Consider the following 19,209-nt stretch of genomic DNA (forward strand, 5'->3'; position numbering starts at 1 on the left):
GTGAGCGGCGACGCGCGCCCGGGAGGAGGGCGTCGACCAGGGGCGATCCCCGCGGACGGCGGCCGGGCACCCCGACCGGCCGCGACCGCCACCCGGAGGGCCCGCTCCCCGTCACCGACGGTCACCCCTACCTGCGTTAGGGGTCAAAGGGAAGACCTCCAGGGGCCGTTAGGGGGACGAAGTCCTTCCTTTCCGCAATAGCGTTCCCGCGGAGGACCAGAAGCCGGGCTCAGCGCAGGACGCCGGGATCAGGGACGACCTAGGTAGGGGCGAGAAGTGACAGCCGAAGGCCACGCCGAATCGATGGACCACGAATTCTCCGACTCGGACGTCGCCGTCATCGGAATGGCGTGCCGCCTCCCGCAGGCACCGGACCCCGCCGGCTTCTGGCGGCTGCTGCGCACCGGCACCAGCGCCGTCGGCGAGGTCCCCGCGGACCGCTGGCCCGACCGGCCCGGCAACGACGGCCACGACGACGCCCTGCGGGCCCTCGTCCGCCGCGGCGCCTTCATCGACGCGCCGGACGCCTTCGACGCGGCCTTCTTCGGCGTCTCGCCGCGCGAGAGCGCCGAGATGGACCCCCAGCAGCGCCTGGCCCTCGAACTCGGCTGGGAGGCACTGGAGGACGCCGGCGTCGTCCCCGAGACGCTGCGCGGCCTGCCGGTGGGCGTCTACGTCGGAGCGATGGCCAGCGACCACGCCCACCTGACCTCCCTGCGCAGCCCCCAGGCGCTCAACCACCACACCATGGCCGGCACGCACCGGGCCGTCATCGCCAACCGCATCTCGTACTTCGCGGGACTGCGCGGGCCGAGCATGACCGTCGACACCGGCCAGTCCTCCTCCCTCGTCGCGGTCCACATGGCCTGCGAGGCGCTGCGCACCGGAGAGGCGCGGCTCGCCCTCGCCGGCGGCGTCAACCTCAACCTCACCGAGCAGACGGCCCTCCTGGAGGCCCGGCTCGGCGCGCTGTCCCCCGACGGAAGGTGCTTCACCTTCGACGAGCGGGCCAACGGCTACGTCCGCGGCGAGGGCGGCGGCTTCGTCGTCCTCAAGCCCCTCCGGGACGCGCTGGCCGACGGCGACGACGTCTACTGCGTCATCCGCGGCAGCGCCGTCAACAACGACGGCGCCGGCGACAGCCTGCTGGTGCCGACCGTGACCGGCCAGCGCGAGGTGCTCACCCGCGCCTACGACCGGGCCGGCATCGCCCCCGGCGCGGTGCAGTACGTCGAACTGCACGGAACCGGAACCAAGGTCGGCGACCCGGTCGAGGCCGAGGCCCTCGGCCATGCCCTCGGCACCGACCCCGACCGCGAACACCCCCTGCTCGTCGGCTCCGTGAAGACCAACGTCGGCCACCTGGAAGGCGCCGCCGGCATCACCGGCCTGCTCAAGGTCGCCCTCATGCTCAAGCACCGCCGGATCCCGGCCAGCCTGAACTTCCGACGGCTCAACCCCGACATCCGCGCCGACGAGTGGAACCTGCGGGTCGCCGCCGAACCCGGTCCGTGGCCGGAGCCCGCGGGCACGCTGCACGCCGGCGTGTCCTCGTTCGGCATGGGCGGCACCAACTGCCACGTCGTGCTCAGCTCCCCGGTGCGGGCCGAGGCCCCGCCCGCCCCCGAGACCGCCCCCGGCCCCGCGGCCGACGCGCACCCCGGCCCCGCCGAACTCGCCCTCGTCGTGTCCGCCAAGTCCCCGGCGGCCCTGCGCGCCCAGGCCGAACTGCTGCTGGACCGGATGGCCGCCGACCCCGCGCCGGACCCCGCCGATGTCGCCTGGTCGCTGGTCGGCTCGCGCTCCGCCTTCCCCCACCGCGCCGTCGTCGTCGGCCGCGAAGCGCAGGAGCTGACCACCGGACTCGCCGCCCTGGCCGCGGGCGAGCCCGCCGCCGGACTCGTCCAGGGCCACGCGCGGCCCGACCACCGGGTGGCGTTCGTCTTCCCCGGCCAGGGCGCCCAGTGGACCGGCATGGCGACCGGGCTGATGGCGGACTCACCGGTCTTCCGCGCGGCGATCGAGGAGTGCGCCCAGGCGCTGCGCCCCTACGTCGACTGGTCGCTCACCGACGTCCTCGACGACCGGGCCGCCCTCGAACGCGTCGACGTGGTCCAACCCGCGCTGTGGGCCGTCATGGTCTCCCTCGCCCGACTGTGGCGCTGGATGGGCGTCGAACCCGCCGCCGTCGTGGGGCACTCCCAGGGCGAGATCGCCGCCGCCTGCGTCGCCGGCGGCCTGTCCCTGGACGACGGCGCCCGCGTGGTGGCCCTGCGCAGCCAGGCCATCGCCCAGACCCTCACCGGCCGCGGCGGCATGGCCGTCGTGGCACTGCCCGCCCCCGAGGCCGCGGACCTCATCGCCCCCTGGGACGGCCGGCTGTCCATCGCCACGGTCAACGGCCCCGGCTCGGTCGTCGTGTCCGGCGAGTCCGCGGCCGTCGGGGAACTGGCGGCGCGGTGCGCGGACACCGGGATCCGGGTCCGCCCGGTCTCCGTGGACTACGCCTCGCACTCCGCGGCCGTCGAGGAGATCGAGGACCGGCTGCTCGCCGACCTGGCACCGCTGCGCCCGCGCGCGGGCACGGTGCCGATGTACTCCTCCGTGACCGGCGCCCCCGTGGACACCACGGAACTCGACGCCCGCTACTGGTACCGCAACCTCCGGCAGACGGTGCGGTTCGAGACCGCCACCCGCGCGCTCGCCGCCGACGGGATATCGGTCCTGGTCGAGGTCAGCCCGCACCCGGTGCTCACCGTGCCGGTCCAGGACACCCTGGACTCCCTCGGCGAGGCGGACGGCCAGGACGGCGCGGCCGGTCCCGACGGCCGCACCGGACCCGGCGGCCCCGACGCGGCCGCGGGCCGCACGGCCGTCGTCACCGGCAGCCTGCGCCGCGACCAGGGCGGCCTGGACCGCTTCCTCACCTCGGTCGCCCAGGTCCACGTGCACGGCGTGCCCGTCGCGTGGGCCGCCCTCTTCGAGGGCTCGCGGCCGCGGCGGATCAAGCTGCCCACGTACGCCTTCCAGCGCGACCGGCACTCCGTCATCGGCCTCGGCCAGGAGCCCGTCCGGCTCCTGGAGGCCGATGCCGGCGCCACGCCCGGGCTCGCGCCCGCCACCGGCGACCAGGACGACGCGTTCCTCGGCAAGCTGGCCCCGATGTCCGCCAAGGAGCGCGACGCCCACCTGCTCTCGGTGGTCCGCGACCACGCCGCCGCCCTGCTCGGCCACCGCGGCGGTGCCGACGTGGACCCCACCGTGCCCTTCCGGTCGGCGGGGTTCGACTCGATGACCGCGGTCGACCTGCGCAACCGGTTGCAGAGCGCCACCGGCCTGCCCATCCCGAGCAGCATGGTGTTCGACTACCCCACGCCCGCCCGCCTCGCGGCCTTCCTGGCCGGCCGGCTCGGCGGCACCCGGTCCGCCGACGACACCGCGCTCCCGCTGCCCGCCGCCCCGGTCGCCGACGATCCGCTGGTCATCGTGGGCATGTCCTGCCGCTTCCCCGGCGGCGTCGCCGGCCCCGAGCAGATGTGGGACCTCGTCATCGGTGAGCGCGACGCGATCACCGGCTTCCCGACCGACCGCGACTGGGACCTGGAACACCTCTACGGCCCCGACACCGCGGGCCGCCTGGCCGGCGGGTTCGTGGAGGGGGCGTTGGACTTCGATGCGGGGTTCTTCGCGATGTCGCCGCGTGAGGCGTTGGCGACGGATCCTCAGCAGCGGTTGTTGTTGGAGGGGTCGTGGGAGGCGTTGGAGCATGCGGGGATTGATCCGGTGTCGTTGGCGGGTTCGGCGACGGGGGTGTTCGTCGGCAGTTACCAGTCCGGTTATGCGGAGGTGGTGTCGGCGGCGTTGGTGGATGCGGATGCGGATGCGCAGTTGTTGACGGGTGGTGCGCAGAGTGTGTTGTCGGGGCGGGTGGCGTATGCGTTGGGGTTGGTGGGTCCGGCGGTGACGGTGGACACGGCGTGTTCGTCGTCTTTGGTGGCGTTGCATTTGGCGGGTCAGGCGTTGCGGGGTGGGGAGTGCTCGCTGGCGTTGGTGGCGGGTGTGACGGTGAATGCGTTGCCGCACACGTTTGTGGGGTTCTCGCAGCAGGGTGGGTTGTCGGCTGATGGTCGGTGCAAGGCGTTCGCGGAGGCGGCGGACGGGACGGGTTTCAGTGAGGGGATGGGGGTGTTGGTTGTCGAGCGTTTGTCTGATGCGGAGCGGAACGGGCATCGGGTGTTGGCGGTGGTGCGGTCGAGTGCGGTGAACCAGGACGGTGCGTCGAACGGGTTGACGGCGCCGAACGGTCCGTCGCAGCAGCGGGTGATCCGGCAGGCGCTGGCGGCTGCGGGGTTGTCGTCGGGGGATGTGGATGTGGTGGAGGGGCATGGCACGGGCACGACGTTGGGCGACCCGATCGAGGCTCAGGCGGTGTTGGCGACCTACGGCCAGGATCGGTCGGAGGAGCGGCCGTTGTTGTTGGGGTCGTTGAAGTCGAACATCGGTCATACGCAGGCGGCTGCGGGTGTGGCGGGTGTGATCAAGATGGTGTTGGCGATGCGGCATGGGGTGGTGCCGCGGACGTTGCATGTGGATGAGCCGTCGTCGCATGTGGACTGGGGCCAGGGTCGGGTGCGGTTGCTGACGGAGTCGGTGGCATGGCCGGAGAGCGGTCGTCCGCGGCGGGCGGGTGTGTCGTCGTTCGGGATCTCGGGGACGAACGCGCACGTGATCTTGGAGGCGGCTCCCGCGGTGGAGTCCGAGGTCGAGGTGGAGGTCGCGGGAGGGGCTGGGGCCGAGCACGCCTCCGAGACGGTGTGGGTGGTGTCGGGTCGTTCGGAGGGGGCGTTGCGGGCGCAGGCGGAGCGGCTGTTGTCGGTGGCCGAGGGGCTGGATCCGGTGGATGTGGGTGGGGCGTTGTTGTCGCGGTCGGTGTTCGAGCACCGTGCGGTGGTGGTGGGCAGTGGGCGTGAGGAACTGACGGCGGGGTTGCGGGCGTTGGCGGCCGGTGAGGCGGCGGGGAACGCGGTGGAGGGTGTGGCGCGGAGTGGTCGTCGGGTGGCGGTGTTGTTCGCGGGTCAGGGTGCGCAGCGGCTGGGGATGGGCCGCCGGCTGCACGAGGAGTCGTCGGTGTTCGCGGCGGCTTTCGACGAGGTGGTGGCGGAGTTGGACCGGCACCTCGACGTTCCGTTGCGGGAGGTGGTGTGGGGTGAGGACGCGGAGGCGTTGAACTCGACGGGTTGGGCGCAGCCGGCGTTGTTCGCCGTCGAGGTGGCGCTGTTCCGGCTGCTCGAATCCTTTGGCGTCACACCGGATTACCTGCTGGGGCACTCCATTGGTGAGGTGGCTGCGGCTTACGTCGCCGGGGTGTTTGATCTGGTGGATGCGTGTCGGTTGGTGGGGGCGCGGGCGCGTTTGATGCAGGCGCTTCCGGTGGGTGGGGCGATGGTGGCGGTTGCCGCGCCGGAGGAGGAGGTGCTGCCGCATCTGTCGGACGGGGTGTCGGTGGCGGCGGTGAACGCGCCGGGTTCGGTGGTGGTCTCCGGTGAGGAGTCCGCTGTGCTCGCGGTCGGTGAGCATTTCAAGGCGTTGGGGGTGAAGACGACTCGGCTGCGCGTCTCGCACGCCTTCCATTCGGCGTTGATGGAGCCGATGGTGGACGACTTCCTGGCGGCGATCGCGGATGTGTCGTTCTCGGAGCCGCGGATTGCGGTGGTGTCGAATCTGACGGGTGAGCCGGCGGATATGACGTCGCCGAAGTACTGGGCGCAGCAGGTGCGTTCGGGGGTGCGGTTCGCGGACGGTGTGGCGTGGTTGACGGCGCAGGGTGTGGACGTGTTCGTGGATGCGGGTCCTGATGGTGTGGTGGCGGGTCTGGCGCAGGCCAACGCGTCGGATGCGGTGGCGGTGGCGTTGATGCGCAAGGATCGTGGTGATGTGCGGACGGTGTTCCACGCGGTGGGGCAGTTGTTCGTGGAGGGTGTGCCGGTCGGGTGGGAGACGTTGTTCGCCGGTGCGGGGCCCCGTCGGGTGGATCTGCCGACGTATGCGTTCCAGCGCCGCCGTTACTGGCCGCAGGCGTCCCTCGCGGGCGGCGACGTGATCGCCGCCGGTCTGGCGTCCGCCGAGCACCCGTTGCTGAGCGCGGTGGTGTCGGTGCCCGGTTCGGGTGCCGTCGTGCTGACCTCGCGGCTCTCGGCACGTACACAGCCGTGGCTGGCCGGCCACGCCGTCCAGGGGACGGTGGTCTTCCCCGGTGCCGGTCTCGTGGAGCTGGCGATCCGCGGCGCGGACGCCGTGGGCGCGGGCGGGCTGCGGGAGTTGGAGGTGGAAGCCCCGCTGGTCGTTCCGGAGACCGCGAGCGTCCAGGTCCAGGTCGTCGTGGCGGACGGCCGGCTGGAGATCTACTCGCGCGCCACCGACGACGACCCGTGGACCCGGCACGCGACCGCCGTGCTCGGTGACGCCCTCGCCGCCGGGGCGGCCGACTGGCCGTGGCCGCCCGCCGCGGACTCGCGCGTGGACCTCCCCGACCTCTCCGAGGCGACCGACGGTGACGGTCTCGCGGACGGCCCGGCCCTCCAGGGGCTGCGGCAGGTCTGGCAGGCCGACGGCGAGGTCTTCGCCGAGGTGGCCGTGGCAGAGAACGAGGCCGACCGGGCGCGCAAGTTCGGCGTTCACCCGGACCTGCTGGAGGCGGCCCTCCGGGCGAGCGCCTTCGCGGAGCCGGACCCCGTCCCGGCCGGGCGGGTGTGGACCGGCTTCGCCGACGTGACCCTGCACGCCGAGGGCGCGACGGCGGCACGCGCCCGGGTGGTCCGTACGGGCCCGGACCGCGTGAGCGTGGAACTCTTCGACGGCAACGGCGAGCCGGTGCTGTCCATCGGCTCCGTGACGCTGGGCGCGGCTCCCGCCTCCGGACCCTTGGCCGCCTCCCGGAACGGGACGGCGCTGGCCCTCGACTGGCCGGCGCTGCCCGCGGCGGAGACCGGCGCGGACTCCGCCGAGGGCGCGGGAGTTCCGGACGGAGTGGACGCTCCGGGCGGCCCGGCGTTCGCGTTCGTCCAGGCGCCCACGGCCGACCCTTCGTGGCTGCCGGAACCGGCGTACCCGCACCTCGACGGCGTCCTCGCCGACGGCAACCCGCCGCGGTACGTGGTGCTCGCCGTGTCGGGCGGGGCGCCCGACGACATGGTGCGGGCCGTGCACGCCACGACGCGGTGGGCCCTGGAGCAGCTTCAGTCCTGGCTGGCCGAGGAGCGCTTCGCCGACACCACCCTGGTCGCGCTCACCCGCGGCGCGGTCTCCGCGGGCCACGACGAGCCCGTGCCGGACCTCGGCGCGGCCGCGGTGTGGGGGCTGCTGCGCACCGCGCAGAGGGAGCACCCGGGCCGGGTCGTCCTCGTGGACACGGAGCCCGGCATCGACCTCGACGTCCGGCGGCTGGCGCTGGCGCTGCGCGGCGGCGAGCCGCAACTCGCCCTGCGCGGCGAGGAGATCCGCGCGGCGCGGCTGGTCCGCGTCACCGCGCAGGACGCACCCGAGGCGCGCCCGGAGCCCGAGGGCACGGTGCTGGTCACGGGCGGTACGGGTGGTCTGGGCCGTGAGGTGGCGCGTCACCTGGTGGCGGTGCACGGGGTGCGGAGTCTGCTGCTGCTGAGTCGTCGGGGTCTGGCGGCCGAGGGTGCGCGGGAGTTGGTCGAGGAGTTGGGCGCGCTGGGCGCGGAGGTCGTGGTCGGGGCGTGTGACGTCGCGGATCGTGCGGCGCTGGCGGAGGTGCTCGCGGGTGTGCGGCTGACGGGTGTGGTGCACACGGCCGGTGTGGTGGACGACGGTCTGGTGTCGTCGTTGACCGCTGAACGCCTGGACCGGGTGCTCGTGCCCAAGGTGGACGCGGCCTGGCACCTGCACGAGCTGACCGCCGGGGCGGACCTGGCGTTCTTCGCCGTGTTCTCCTCGCTGTCCGGCATCCTCGGCAACCCCGGTCAGGCCAACTACGCGGCCGGCAACGTCTTCCTCGACGCGCTGATGCAGGCCCGGCGCCACGCCGGTCTGCCCGGCGTCTCGATGGCCTGGGGCGCCTGGACGCAGGACGTGGGCCTGACCGCCGCGCTCACCGAGGCCGACATGCGCCGGCTGGCCCGCTCGGGCATGCGGCCGCTGTCGGTGCCGGAGGGCCTGGCCCTCTTCGACCGCGCTCTCGCGTCCGACCGGGCACTCCTCGGACTCGCCAGCCTGGACCTCGCCGCCCTCCGGGCCCGCGACGACCTGCCCGTCTTCCGTTCGCTGGCGGGCGGCCGGGCCCGGCGCCGGGCCGGGGAGCAGCAGCTCGCCGGCGGCCTGGCCGAGCGGATGGCCCGGCTGACCGAGCCGGAACGCGAGGACTTCCTCCTCACCCTCATCCGCGACCACGCGGCGGCCGTCCTCGGCCACGCGTCGGGCCAGCACCTGAACGTCACCACGGCGTTCCGGGAGATGGGCTTCGACTCGCTGATGGGCGTCGAACTGCGCAACCGCGTCAAGCGCGGCACCGGCCTGCCGGTGGCGGACTCGATGGTCTACGACTACCCGACGCCGCTGCGGCTCGCCCAGTACCTGGCGAGCCTGATGGGCGGCGTCGAGGTCCGGGCGGGCGGTGCCACGCCGGCCCGCGCGCTCGCCGACGACGACCGACTGGCGATCGTGGGCATGGCCTGCCGCTTCCCCGGCGGGGTCACCAACCCCGACGAGCTGTGGAAGCTCATCGCCGAGGGCGGCGACGCCATCGCCGGGTTCCCCGACGACCGCGGCTGGGACGTCGAGCAGCTCTACGACGCGGAGGGCACCCGGAGCGGAAGCTCCGTCACCCGCAGCGGCGGGTTCGTCGAGGCCGACGGGTTCGACAGCGCCTTCTTCGGCATCTCGCCCCGCGAGGCCCTGGCGATGGACCCCCAGCAGCGGCTGCTGCTGGAGAGCTCGTGGGAGGCGCTGGAGGACGCGGGGATCGACCCGCAGTCCCTGGCCGGCAGCTCCACCGCGGTCGTGTTCGGCATCAGCCAGTCGCACTACGGCGAGCTGGTCAGGCCGCTGGAGGAGACCCAGGGCCACCTGCTGACCGGCGGCGCCTTCAGCGTCGCGTCCGGCCGGGTGGCGTACACGCTGGGTCTCGAAGGCCCCGCGGTGACGGTGGACACGGCCTGCTCGTCGTCCCTGGTGGCACTGCACCTGGCCGGGCAGGCACTGCGGGCCGGCGAGTGCTCGATGGCGCTGGCCGGCGGTGTGACGGTGATGGCGACGCCGGGCACCTTCGTGGAGTTCAGCCGGCAGGGCGGTCTGTCGGCCGACGGCCGGTGCAGGGCGTTCGCGGACGGTGCGGACGGCACCGGCTGGTCCGAGGGCGTCGGTGTGCTGGTGGTGGAGCGGTTGTCGGACGCGGAGCGCAACGGGCACCGGGTGCTGGCGGTCGTACGTGCCAGCGCGGTGAACCAGGACGGCGCGTCGAACGGCTTGACGGCGCCGAACGGTCCGTCCCAACAGCGGGTGATCCGGCAGGCGTTGGCGGCGGCCGGGCTCAACTCCGGTGACGTGGACGCCGTGGAGGCGCACGGCACGGGCACCCGGCTCGGCGACCCCATCGAGGCGCAGGCGCTGCTGTCCACGTACGGCCAGGACCGGCCGGAGGAACGGCCCTTGTGGCTGGGGTCGTTGAAGTCGAACATCGGTCATACGCAGGCGGCGGCGGGTGTCGCGGGCGTGATCAAGATGGTGCTGGCGATGCGGCACGGGGTGCTGCCGCAGACGTTGCACGTGGACGAGCCGAGTTCGCGCGTGGACTGGGACCAGGGTCGGGTGCGGTTGCTGACGGAGTCGGTGGCCTGGCCGGAGAGCGGTCGCCCGCGGCGGGCGGGCGTGTCGTCGTTCGGGATGTCGGGGACGAACGCGCACGTGATCCTGGAGGCCCCGGCGACCCCGGAGCCCCCGGCGGGCGCGGCGGTCCCGGCCGGGATCGAGCCCGGCACCGCGGCGGACGCCGATCCGCAACAGGGCGCCGTTTCGCCGGCCGTGGGATGGGTGCTCTCCGCCCGCTCCGAGGACGGGCTACGGGGTCAGGCGGGTCGTCTGCTGGCGGCTGTGGAGTCGTCCGGGTCGGCGGGTTCGGTGGAGCCGGTGGATGTGGGTGCGGCGTTGTTGTCGCGTTCGCTGTTCGACCACCGGGCGGTGGTGGTGGGTGCGGATCGTGAGCAACTGGTGTCGGGTGTGCGGGCGTTGGCGGCGGGTGAGCCGGCCGGGAACCTGGTGGGCGGCGCTGCCGGCGGTGGTCAGGAGCGTCGGGTGGTGTTCGTCTTCCCGGGGCAGGGTGCGCAGTGGGTGGGTATGGCGGAGGGTCTGCTGAATTCCTCGTCGGTGTTCCGGGAGTCGATGGAGTTGTGTGGGGAGGCGTTGAGGCCTTTTGTGGAGTGGGATTTGTTGGGGGTGTTGGGTGAGGGGGATGAGGTGGTGTTGGGGCGGGTTGATGTGGTGCAGCCGGTGTTGTGGGCGGTGATGGTGTCGTTGGCTGCGGTGTGGCGTTCGTGGGGTGTGGTGCCGGCTGCGGTGGTGGGGCATTCGCAGGGGGAGATTGCGGCGGCGTGTGTGGCGGGGGGTTTGTCGTTGGGTGATGGTGCGCGGGTGGTGGCGTTGCGGAGTCGGGCGATTGCGGGGGCGTTGGCGGGTAGGGGTGGGATGGTGGCGGTGTCGTTGCCGGTGGAGGGTGTGCGGGGGTTGTTGTCGGGGGGTTTGTCGGTGGCGGTGGTGAACAGTCCTGGTGGTGTGGTGGTGGCGGGTCCGGTGGAGGAGTTGGATGCGTTGTTGGTGGTGTGTGAGGAGCGGGGGGTGCGGGCGCGTCGGGTGCCGGTGGATTATGCGTCGCATTCGGTGTTTGTGGAGTTGATCGAGGATCGGGTGTTGGCGGATTTGGCGGGGTTGGCGCCGGTGTCGGGTTCGGTGCCGATGTATTCGTCGGTGTCGGGTGAGCGGGTGGATACGGCGGGTTTGGATGGGGGGTATTGGTATCGGAATTTGCGGCAGACGGTGGAGTTCGAGCGGGCGACGCGGGCGTTGGCGGCGGATGGTTTCTCGGTGTTTGTTGAGGTGAGTCCGCATCCGGTGTTGACGGTGGCGGTGCAGGACACGTTGGGTGAGGGTGTGGTGGCGGCGGGTACGTTGCGTCGTCATGAGGGTGGGTTGGACCGGTTCCTGTTGTCGGCCGCGGAGCTGTTCGTGCACGGCGTCCCCGTGACGTGGAACGGTCTGTTCGCGGACCGGAAGCCGCGGCCGGTGAGCCTGCCGACGTACGCCTTCCAGCACCAGCGGTACTGGCCGCAGCCTTCGTTGGTGGCGGGGGACGTGGCGGCTGCGGGTCTGGTGTCGGCGGAGCATCCGTTGCTGGGTGCCGTGGTGTCGGTGCCCGGCTCGGACACCGTGGTGTTGACGTCGCGGTTGTCGTTGCGGGCGCAGCCGTGGTTGGGGGACCACGCGGTGCACGGGACGGTGATCTTCCCGGGGACGGGGTTCGTGGAGCTGGCGATCCGCGGTGCGGACGCCGCCGGCGCGGGCCGGCTTCGGGAGCTGATCGTGGAGGCGCCGCTGGCCGTTCCGGCCGGCGGAAGCGTCCAGGTCCAGGTGGTCGCCGACGCCGAGGACCACACCGTCGCCGTCTACGCCCGAGCCGACGAGGACGAGCCGTGGACCCGGCACGCGATCGGCGCCGTCGACGACGAGACAGCGGGCGTGGACACCGCGGACCTGGCCGGGGAGTGGCCGCCGGCGGGCAGCACGCCGGTGGACCTGGAGGACTTCTACCAGCGCAGCGCCGACAGCGGGTTCGGCTACGGCCCGGTCTTCCAGGGCCTGACCCGGGCATGGCGCCTCGACGGCCGTATCTACGCCGAGGCCGCCCTGCCCGACGACCAGGCGGCCGCCGCAACGGCGTTCGGCATCCACCCGGCGCTGCTGGACGCGGCCCTGCACCCGAACACCTTCGCCGACCTCGAACCCACCGAACTCGGCCGGCTGCCCTTCACGTTCGACGACGTCACCCTGCACGCCACCGGCGCGAGGGCCGTACGGATACGGATGGCGCGCACGGGACCGGACTCCGTCACGGCCGTCCTGGCCGACGAGACCGGCGCGCCCGTCCTGTCGATCGGCTCGCTGGTCATGCGTCCGGTCCCGGAGCAGGTCCTCGGCGGGGCCCGGGCCCCGGAGACGATGCTCGCCCTGGTCTGGAACGAGGTGCCGGACGCGTCCGGTGCGGCGGCCGGCGCGGAGCCCGGTGCGGCGCCCGCCCAGGACGGCGACGTGCTGCTGGAGGTACCCGCCGCGGCCGACGGTTCACCGGAGTCGGTGCACGCGGCCGTGGCGTGGACACTCGGGCAGTTGCAGGGCCTCAGCGGCGGCCGACTGGTCGTCCTGACCCGCGGCGCGGTCGCCGCCCTGCCCGGCGAGACCGTCACCGACCTGGCCGCGGCCGCCGTGTGGGGCCTGGTGCGGTCCGCGCAGAGCGAGGACCCGGGCCGGATCGTCCTGGTCGACGCCGACGAGGGCACGCGGGCCACCCGCGACCTGCTGGCGCGCGTGGCCGGCACCGGCGAGCCGCAGCTCGCGGTGCGTGAAGGCGCCCTGCTGGCACCCCAGTTGACGCGCACGACCGAGACCGGCGAGCCCGTCGCCCTGGACGGCACCGTCCTGATCACCGGCGGAACCGGCGGCCTCGGCAGCGCGGTCGCCCGGCACCTGGTCGCCGCGTACGGCGTGCGCAGCCTCCTGCTGCTCAGCCGCCGGGGCGGCACGGCCCCCGGCGCCGCCGAACTCGTCGAGGAGCTGACCGCCCAGGGCGCCGAGGTCACGGTGGTCGCGTGCGACGCCGCCGACCGGTCGGCCCTGGCCGAGGTGCTGGCGGGAGTGCCGCTCGCGGGAGTGGTGCACACCGCGGGCATCCTGGACGACGGCGTGATCTCCACGCTCACCCCGGAGCAGGTCCACCGCGTGCTGACCCCGAAGGTCGACGCCGCCTGGCACCTGCACGACCTGACCCGCGACCGCGACCTCGCGATGTTCGTGGTGTTCTCCTCGCTCGCCGGACTCATCGGCAGCCCGGGACAGGGCAACTACGCCGCGGGCAACGTCTACCTCGACTCCCTCGTGCAGCAGCGCCGCGCCGCCGGACTCGCCGGCATCTCCATGGCATGGGGACCGTGGGACCAGAGCCTGGGCCTCACCGGCGCGCTGTCCGGCACCGACATGCACCGCCTGGGCCGGCTCGGCATGCTCCCGATCTCGGAGGAGCAGGGGATGGCCCTGTTCGACCAGGCGCTCTCCGCCGGCCTGCCCCTGCTGGGACTGACCGAACTGAAGGCATCGGCCCTGCGGGCCACGACCGAGGTCCCGGCGCTGTTCCGGTCGCTCGCCGGCGGCCCGGCGCGCCGGACCCGGGCCCGCGCGGGAGCCGCGGCGCCGGCGGCCGGCCTTGCCGGCAGGCTGGCCGGTCTGACCCCCGAGCAGCGGCAGAGCCACCTGCTCGGCCTGGTCCGCGAGCACGCCGCCGCGGTGCTGGGGCACGGCTCCGGCAGCCGGATCGCCGCGGAGCAGCCCTTCCGCGAGGTGGGCTTCGACTCGCTGACCGCGGTCGAGCTGCGCAACCGGTTGCAGGCCGTGACGGAGCTGAGCCTGCCGTCGACGCTCGTCTTCGACTACCCGAACGCGGTGCGTCTCGCCGGGTACGTGGGCGAGCGCCTGGGCGGCGTCACCGCCGCTCCGGTCGACGCGCTGCCGGTGCTGCGGTCGGTCGACGACGATCCGCTGGTCATCGTGGGCATGTCCTGCCGCTTCCCCGGCGGCGCTTCGGACCCGGACCGGTTGTGGGACCTGCTGGAGCAGGGCCGGGACGGCATGGGCGCGTTCCCCGGCGACCGCGGCTGGGACACCGGCCTGCTGACGGAGCTGGCCCACGCGGGCGGGTTCGTGGAGGGGGCGTTGGACTTCGATGCGGGGTTCTTCGCGATGTCGCCGCGTGAGGCGTTGGCGACGGATCCTCAGCAGCGGTTGTTGTTGGAGGGGTCGTGGGAGGCGTTGGAGCATGCGGGGATTGATCCGGTGTCGTTGGCGGGTTCGGCGACGGGGGTGTTCGTCGGTAGTTACCAGTCCGGTTATGCGGAGGTGGTGTCGGCGGCGTTGGTGGATGCGGATGCGGATGCGCAGTTGTTGACGGGTGGTGCGCAGAGTGTGTTGTCGGGGCGGGTGGCGTATGCGTTGGGGTTGGTGGGTCCGGCGGTGACGGTGGACACGGCGTGTTCGTCGTCTTTGGTGGCGTTGCATTTGGCGGGTCAGGCGTTGCGGGGTGGGGAGTGCTCGCTGGCGTTGGTGGCGGGGGTGACGGTGAATGCGTTGCCGCACACGTTTGTGGGGTTCTCGCAGCAGGGTGGGTTGTCGGCTGATGGTCGGTGCAAGGCGTTCGCGGAGGCGGCGGACGGGACGGGTTTCAGTGAGGGGATGGGGGTGTTGGTTGTCGAGCGGTTGTCTGATGCGGAGCGGAACGGGCATCGGGTGTTGGCGGTGGTGCGGTCGAGTGCGGTGAACCAGGACGGTGCGTCGAACGGGTTGACGGCGCCGAACGGTCCGTCGCAGCAGCGGGTGATCCGCCAGGCGCTGGCGGCTGCGGGGTTGTCGTCGGGGGATGTGGATGTGGTGGAGGGGCATGGCACGGGCACGACGCTGGGCGACCCGATCGAGGCTCAGGCGGTGCTGGCGACCTACGGCCAGGATCGGTCGGAGGAGCGGCCGTTGTTGTTGGGGTCGTTGAAGTCGAACATCGGTCATACGCAGGCGGCTGCGGGTGTGGCGGGTGTGATCAAGATGGTGTTGGCGATGCGGCATGGGGTGGTGCCGCGGACGTTGCATGTGGATGAGCCGTCGTCGCATGTGGACTGGGGCCAGGGTCGGGTGCGGTTGCTGACGGAGTCGGTGGCTTGGCCGGAGAGCGGTCGTCCGCGGCGGGCGGGTGTGTCGTCGTTCGGGATCTCGGGGACGAACGCGCACGTGATCTTGGAGGCGGCGCCTGGGGTGGAGGCCGAGGTCGAGGTCGTGGAAGGGGATGGGGCCGAGTCCGGGTCCGAGTCCGGGTCGGGGTCGGTGTGGGTGGTGTCGGGTCGTTCGGAGGGGGCGTTGCGGGCGCAGGCGGAGCGGCTGTTGTCGGCGGTGTCGGAGGCGGAGTCGTGGGGCTCGGCGGCGGTGGGTGCGGCGTTGTTGTCGCGGTCGGTGTTCGACCATCGTGCGGTGGTGGTGGGTGCGGATCGGGCTGAACTCGTGGCAGGTTTGGGGGCGTTGGCGTCGGGGGAGCCGGGTGCTCTGGTGGCGCAGGGTGTGGCGCGGAGTGGTCGTCGGGTGGCGGTGTTGTTCGCGGGTCAGGGTGCGCAGCGGCTGGGGATGGGCCGCCGGCTGCACGAGGAGTCGCCGGTGTTCGCGGCGGCCTTCGACGAGGTGGTGGCGGAGTTGGACCGGCACCTCGAGGCGCCGTTGCGGGAGGTGCTGTGGGGCGAGGACGCCGAGGCGTTGAACTCCACCGGTTGGGCGCAGCCGGCGTTGTTCGCGGTCGAGGTGGCGCTGTTCCGGCTGTTGGAGTCGTTCGGCGTCACACCGGATTACCTGTTGGGGCACTCCATCGGTGAGGTGGCGGCCGCGCATGTGGCCGGGGTGTTCGATCTGGTGGATGCGTGTCGGTTGGTGGGGGCGCGGGCGCGTTTGATGCAGGCGCTTCCGGTGGGTGGGGCGATGGTGGCGGTTGCCGCGCCGGAGGAGGAGGTGCTGCCGCATCTGTCGGACGGGGTGTCGGTGGCGGCGGTGAACGCGCCGGGTTCGGTGGTGGTCTCCGGTGAGGAGGGCGCGGTCTTGGAGGTCGGTGAGCACTTCAAGGCGCTGGGGGTGAAGACGACCCGGCTGCGTGTCTCGCACGCCTTCCACTCGGCGTTGATGGAGCCGATGGTGGACGACTTCCTGGCGGCGATCGCGGATGTGTCGTTCTCCGAGCCGCGGATTGCGGTGGTGTCGAATCTGACGGGTGAGCCGGCGGATATGACGTCGCCGAAGTACTGGGCGCAGCAGGTGCGTTCGGGGGTGCGGTTCGCGGACGGTGTGGCGTGGTTGACGGCGCAGGGTGTGGACGTGTTCGTGGATGCGGGTCCTGATGGTGTGGTGGCGGGTCTGGCGCAGGCCAACGCGTCGGATGCGGTGGCGGTGGCGTTGATGCGCAAGGACCGTGGTGATGTGCGGACGGTGTTCCACGCGGTGGGGCAGTTGTTCGTGGAGGGTGTGCCGGTCGCGTGGGAGACGTTGTTCGCCGGTGCGGGGTCCCGTCGGGTGGATCTGCCGACGTATGCGTTCCAGCGCCGCCGTTACTGGCCGCAGGCGTCCCTCGCGGGCGGTGATGTGGCGGCTGCGGGTCTGGTGTCGGCGGAGCATCCGTTGCTGGGTGCGGTGGTGTCGGTGCCGGAGTCGGGGACGGTGGTGTTGACGTCGCGGTTGTCGTTGCGGGCGCAGCCGTGGTTGGGGGATCACGCGGTGCACGGGACGGTGGTCTTCCCGGGGGCGGGGTTCGTGGAGTTGGCGATCCGCGGTGCGGATGCGGTGGGTGCGGGTGGTCTGCGGGAGTTGGTCGTGGAGGCGCCGTTGGTGGTGCCTGCGGTCGGCAGTGTTCAGGTGCAGGTGGTGGTCGGAGATGGTGGGTCCTTGACGGTGTATGCGCGTGCCGCGGACGAGGAGCCGTGGACGCGGCATGCGACCGCGGTGCTCGGGGATGCCCTGCCCGCGGACGCGGACGCGGACGCGGTGGGTGCGGGTGCGGGTGGGTGGCAGTGGCCGCCGGCCGACGCCTCGTCCGTCGACGTCTCGGACTTCTACCCCTCCCTCGCGGACGAGGGGTTCGCCTACGGTCCGGCCTTCCAGTGGCTGCGGCAGGTGTGGGTCGGACCGGAGGAAGTGTTCGCCGAGGTGGCCGTGGCGGACGAAGCGGCCGACCAGGCACGGAAGTTCGGTGTGCACCCCGCTCTGCTGGACGCGGCGCTCCAGGCGAGTACCTTCGCGGGCCTCGACCCCGCGCCGGCCGGCCGGATGCCGTTCAGCTTCGCCGACGTGACCCTGCACGCGGGCGGCGCGACGGCGACCCGGGTGCACATGGTGCGTACCGGCCCCGACAGCGTCAGCGTCGAACTGGCCGACGGCAACGGTGACCCGGTGCTGACGATCGGGACGCTGGTGCTCCAGCCGGTCACGGCGACCGGTCCGGTCGGCGGCGCGCAGGCGGGTGCGGTGCTGGCGGTCGACTGGTCGTCGGTGGTCGCCTTGGACGAGGCGGCCGGGCCCGGGGCGCCCCTTCGGGTGGTGGGCGCCCCGGAGGACCTCGTCGTGGAGGATCTGGTTCCGGGTGAGGTCGTGGTGTTGGAGGCGGTCGGTACGGCGGGTGAGGTGGTGGGTTCGGCTCATGGGTTGGCTGGTTGGGTGTTGGCGCAGGTGCAGGGGTGGCTTGGGGATGAGCGGTGTGCGGAGGGTCGGTTGGTGGTGGTGACGCGGGGTGCGGTGTCGGCGGTGCCGGGGGAGGTGTTGGCGGATGTGGCGGCGTCGGCGGTGTGGGGTCTGGTGCGTTCGGCGCAGGCGGAGAATCCGGGGCGGATCACCTTGCTGGACCTTGGTGCCGGTGAGGGGGTCGGGTCGGTCGACCGTGCTGTGGTGGTCGGGGCGGTGAATTCCGGTGAGCCGCAGCTCGTGGTCCGCGACGGTGTGGTGCGGGCCGCGCGCCTGGTCCGTGTCGCGGCTGCGGCCGACGGGGACGCGGGGTCGGTGGGCTTTGGTGCGGGCACGGTGCTGGTCACGGGTGGTACGGGTGGTCTGGGCCGTGAGGTGGCGCGTCACCTGGTGGCTGTGCACGGGGTGCGGAGTCTGCTGCTGCTGAGTCGTCGGGGTCTGGCGGCCGAGGGTGCACGGGAGTTGGTCGAGGAGTTGGGCGCGCTGGGCGCGGAGGTCGTGGTCGGGGCGTGTGACGTCGCGGATCGTGCGGCGCTGGCGGAGGTGCTCGCGGGTGTGCGGCTGACGGGTGTGGTGCACACGGCTGGTGTGGTGGATGACGGTCTGGTGTCGTCGTTGACCGTCGAGCGGTTGGATCGGGTGTTGGCGCCGAAGGTGGATGCGGCGTGGTATTTGCACGAGTTGACGGCGGGGATGGATCTGTCGGCGTTCGTGGTGTTCTCGTCGTTGGCCGGTGTGGTGGGTAGTCCGGGGCAGGGGAACTACGCGGCGGGCAATGTGTTCTTGGACGCGTTGATGCAGTATCGGCGGCTGGAGGGGTTGCCGGCGGTGTCGATGGCCTGGGGTCCGTGGGCCCAAGGTGCGGGTCTGACGGGTGAGTTGTCGGATGTCGACATGCGGCGGATCGCCGCGTCGGGAACGCCGCCGTTCACGGTGGAGCAGGGCCTGGCGGTGTTCGACGCGGCTCTGGGCAGTCCGGAGGCGGCCGTCGCCCTGACCCGGCTCGACCTCGCGGCACTGCGGACCCGCGACGAACTGCCCCCGCTCTGGGGCCTGCTCGCCGGCAAGCGCGGTCGGCCGGTGGCGAGCGACCGCCGCCAGGAGTCCGGCACCCTCGCCGACCGCCTGTCGGCCCTGGCCCTTCCGGAGCGTACGGACCAGCTCCTCGTTCTGGTCCGCGACCACGTCGCGGCGGTGCTCGGCTTCGCCTCCCGCGAGCAGATCGACACCACCCAGGCGTTCCGGGAGCTGGGCTTCGACTCGCTCAGCGCCCTCGAACTGCGCAACCGGTTGCAGACGGCGACGGGACTCACCGTCTCGTCGACCCTGGTCTTCGACTACCCCAACCCGCAGCGTCTCGCCGCGCACCTCGCCGAGCAGTTCGGTACGGCGGGGGGAGCGGAGACCGGAGCGGCCGCGCTGCTGGCCCAACTGGACGCGCTCAGCAGCACGTTGGCCCGGGCGGACGTCGTCGACGAGGACCGCGAGGCCATCGCGCACCGGCTTCGCTCGATGCTCGACACGTGGCGTTCCCCCGAAGAGGAGAACGCCGACGAGGACTGGGAGACCCCCGACGAGGTCTTCCGCTTCATCGACGACGAACTCGGTATTTCCGAAAGCGAAGTGTGAGCGTGACCGGCGTCGACGATCGCGTCCGTAGCGCCTTATTTGACTCGATCA

The 19,209-nt window shown here is 72.6% G+C and carries 1 protein-coding gene; it reads left to right on the forward strand.

What is annotated here, in order from left to right; genetic code table 11:
• The first annotated feature begins 303 nt into the window (after positions 1-303).
• Complete coding sequence (locus RVR_RS31050) at positions 304-19,158, forward strand: type I polyketide synthase (protein WP_202239430.1); 18,855 nt, start codon at positions 304-306, stop codon at positions 19,156-19,158.
• Positions 19,159-19,209 lie beyond the last annotated feature (51 nt).

Origin of the sequence: Streptomyces sp. SN-593 (assembly GCF_016756395.1) — a bacterium.
Lineage (GTDB): Bacteria > Actinomycetota > Actinomycetes > Streptomycetales > Streptomycetaceae > Actinacidiphila > Actinacidiphila reveromycinica.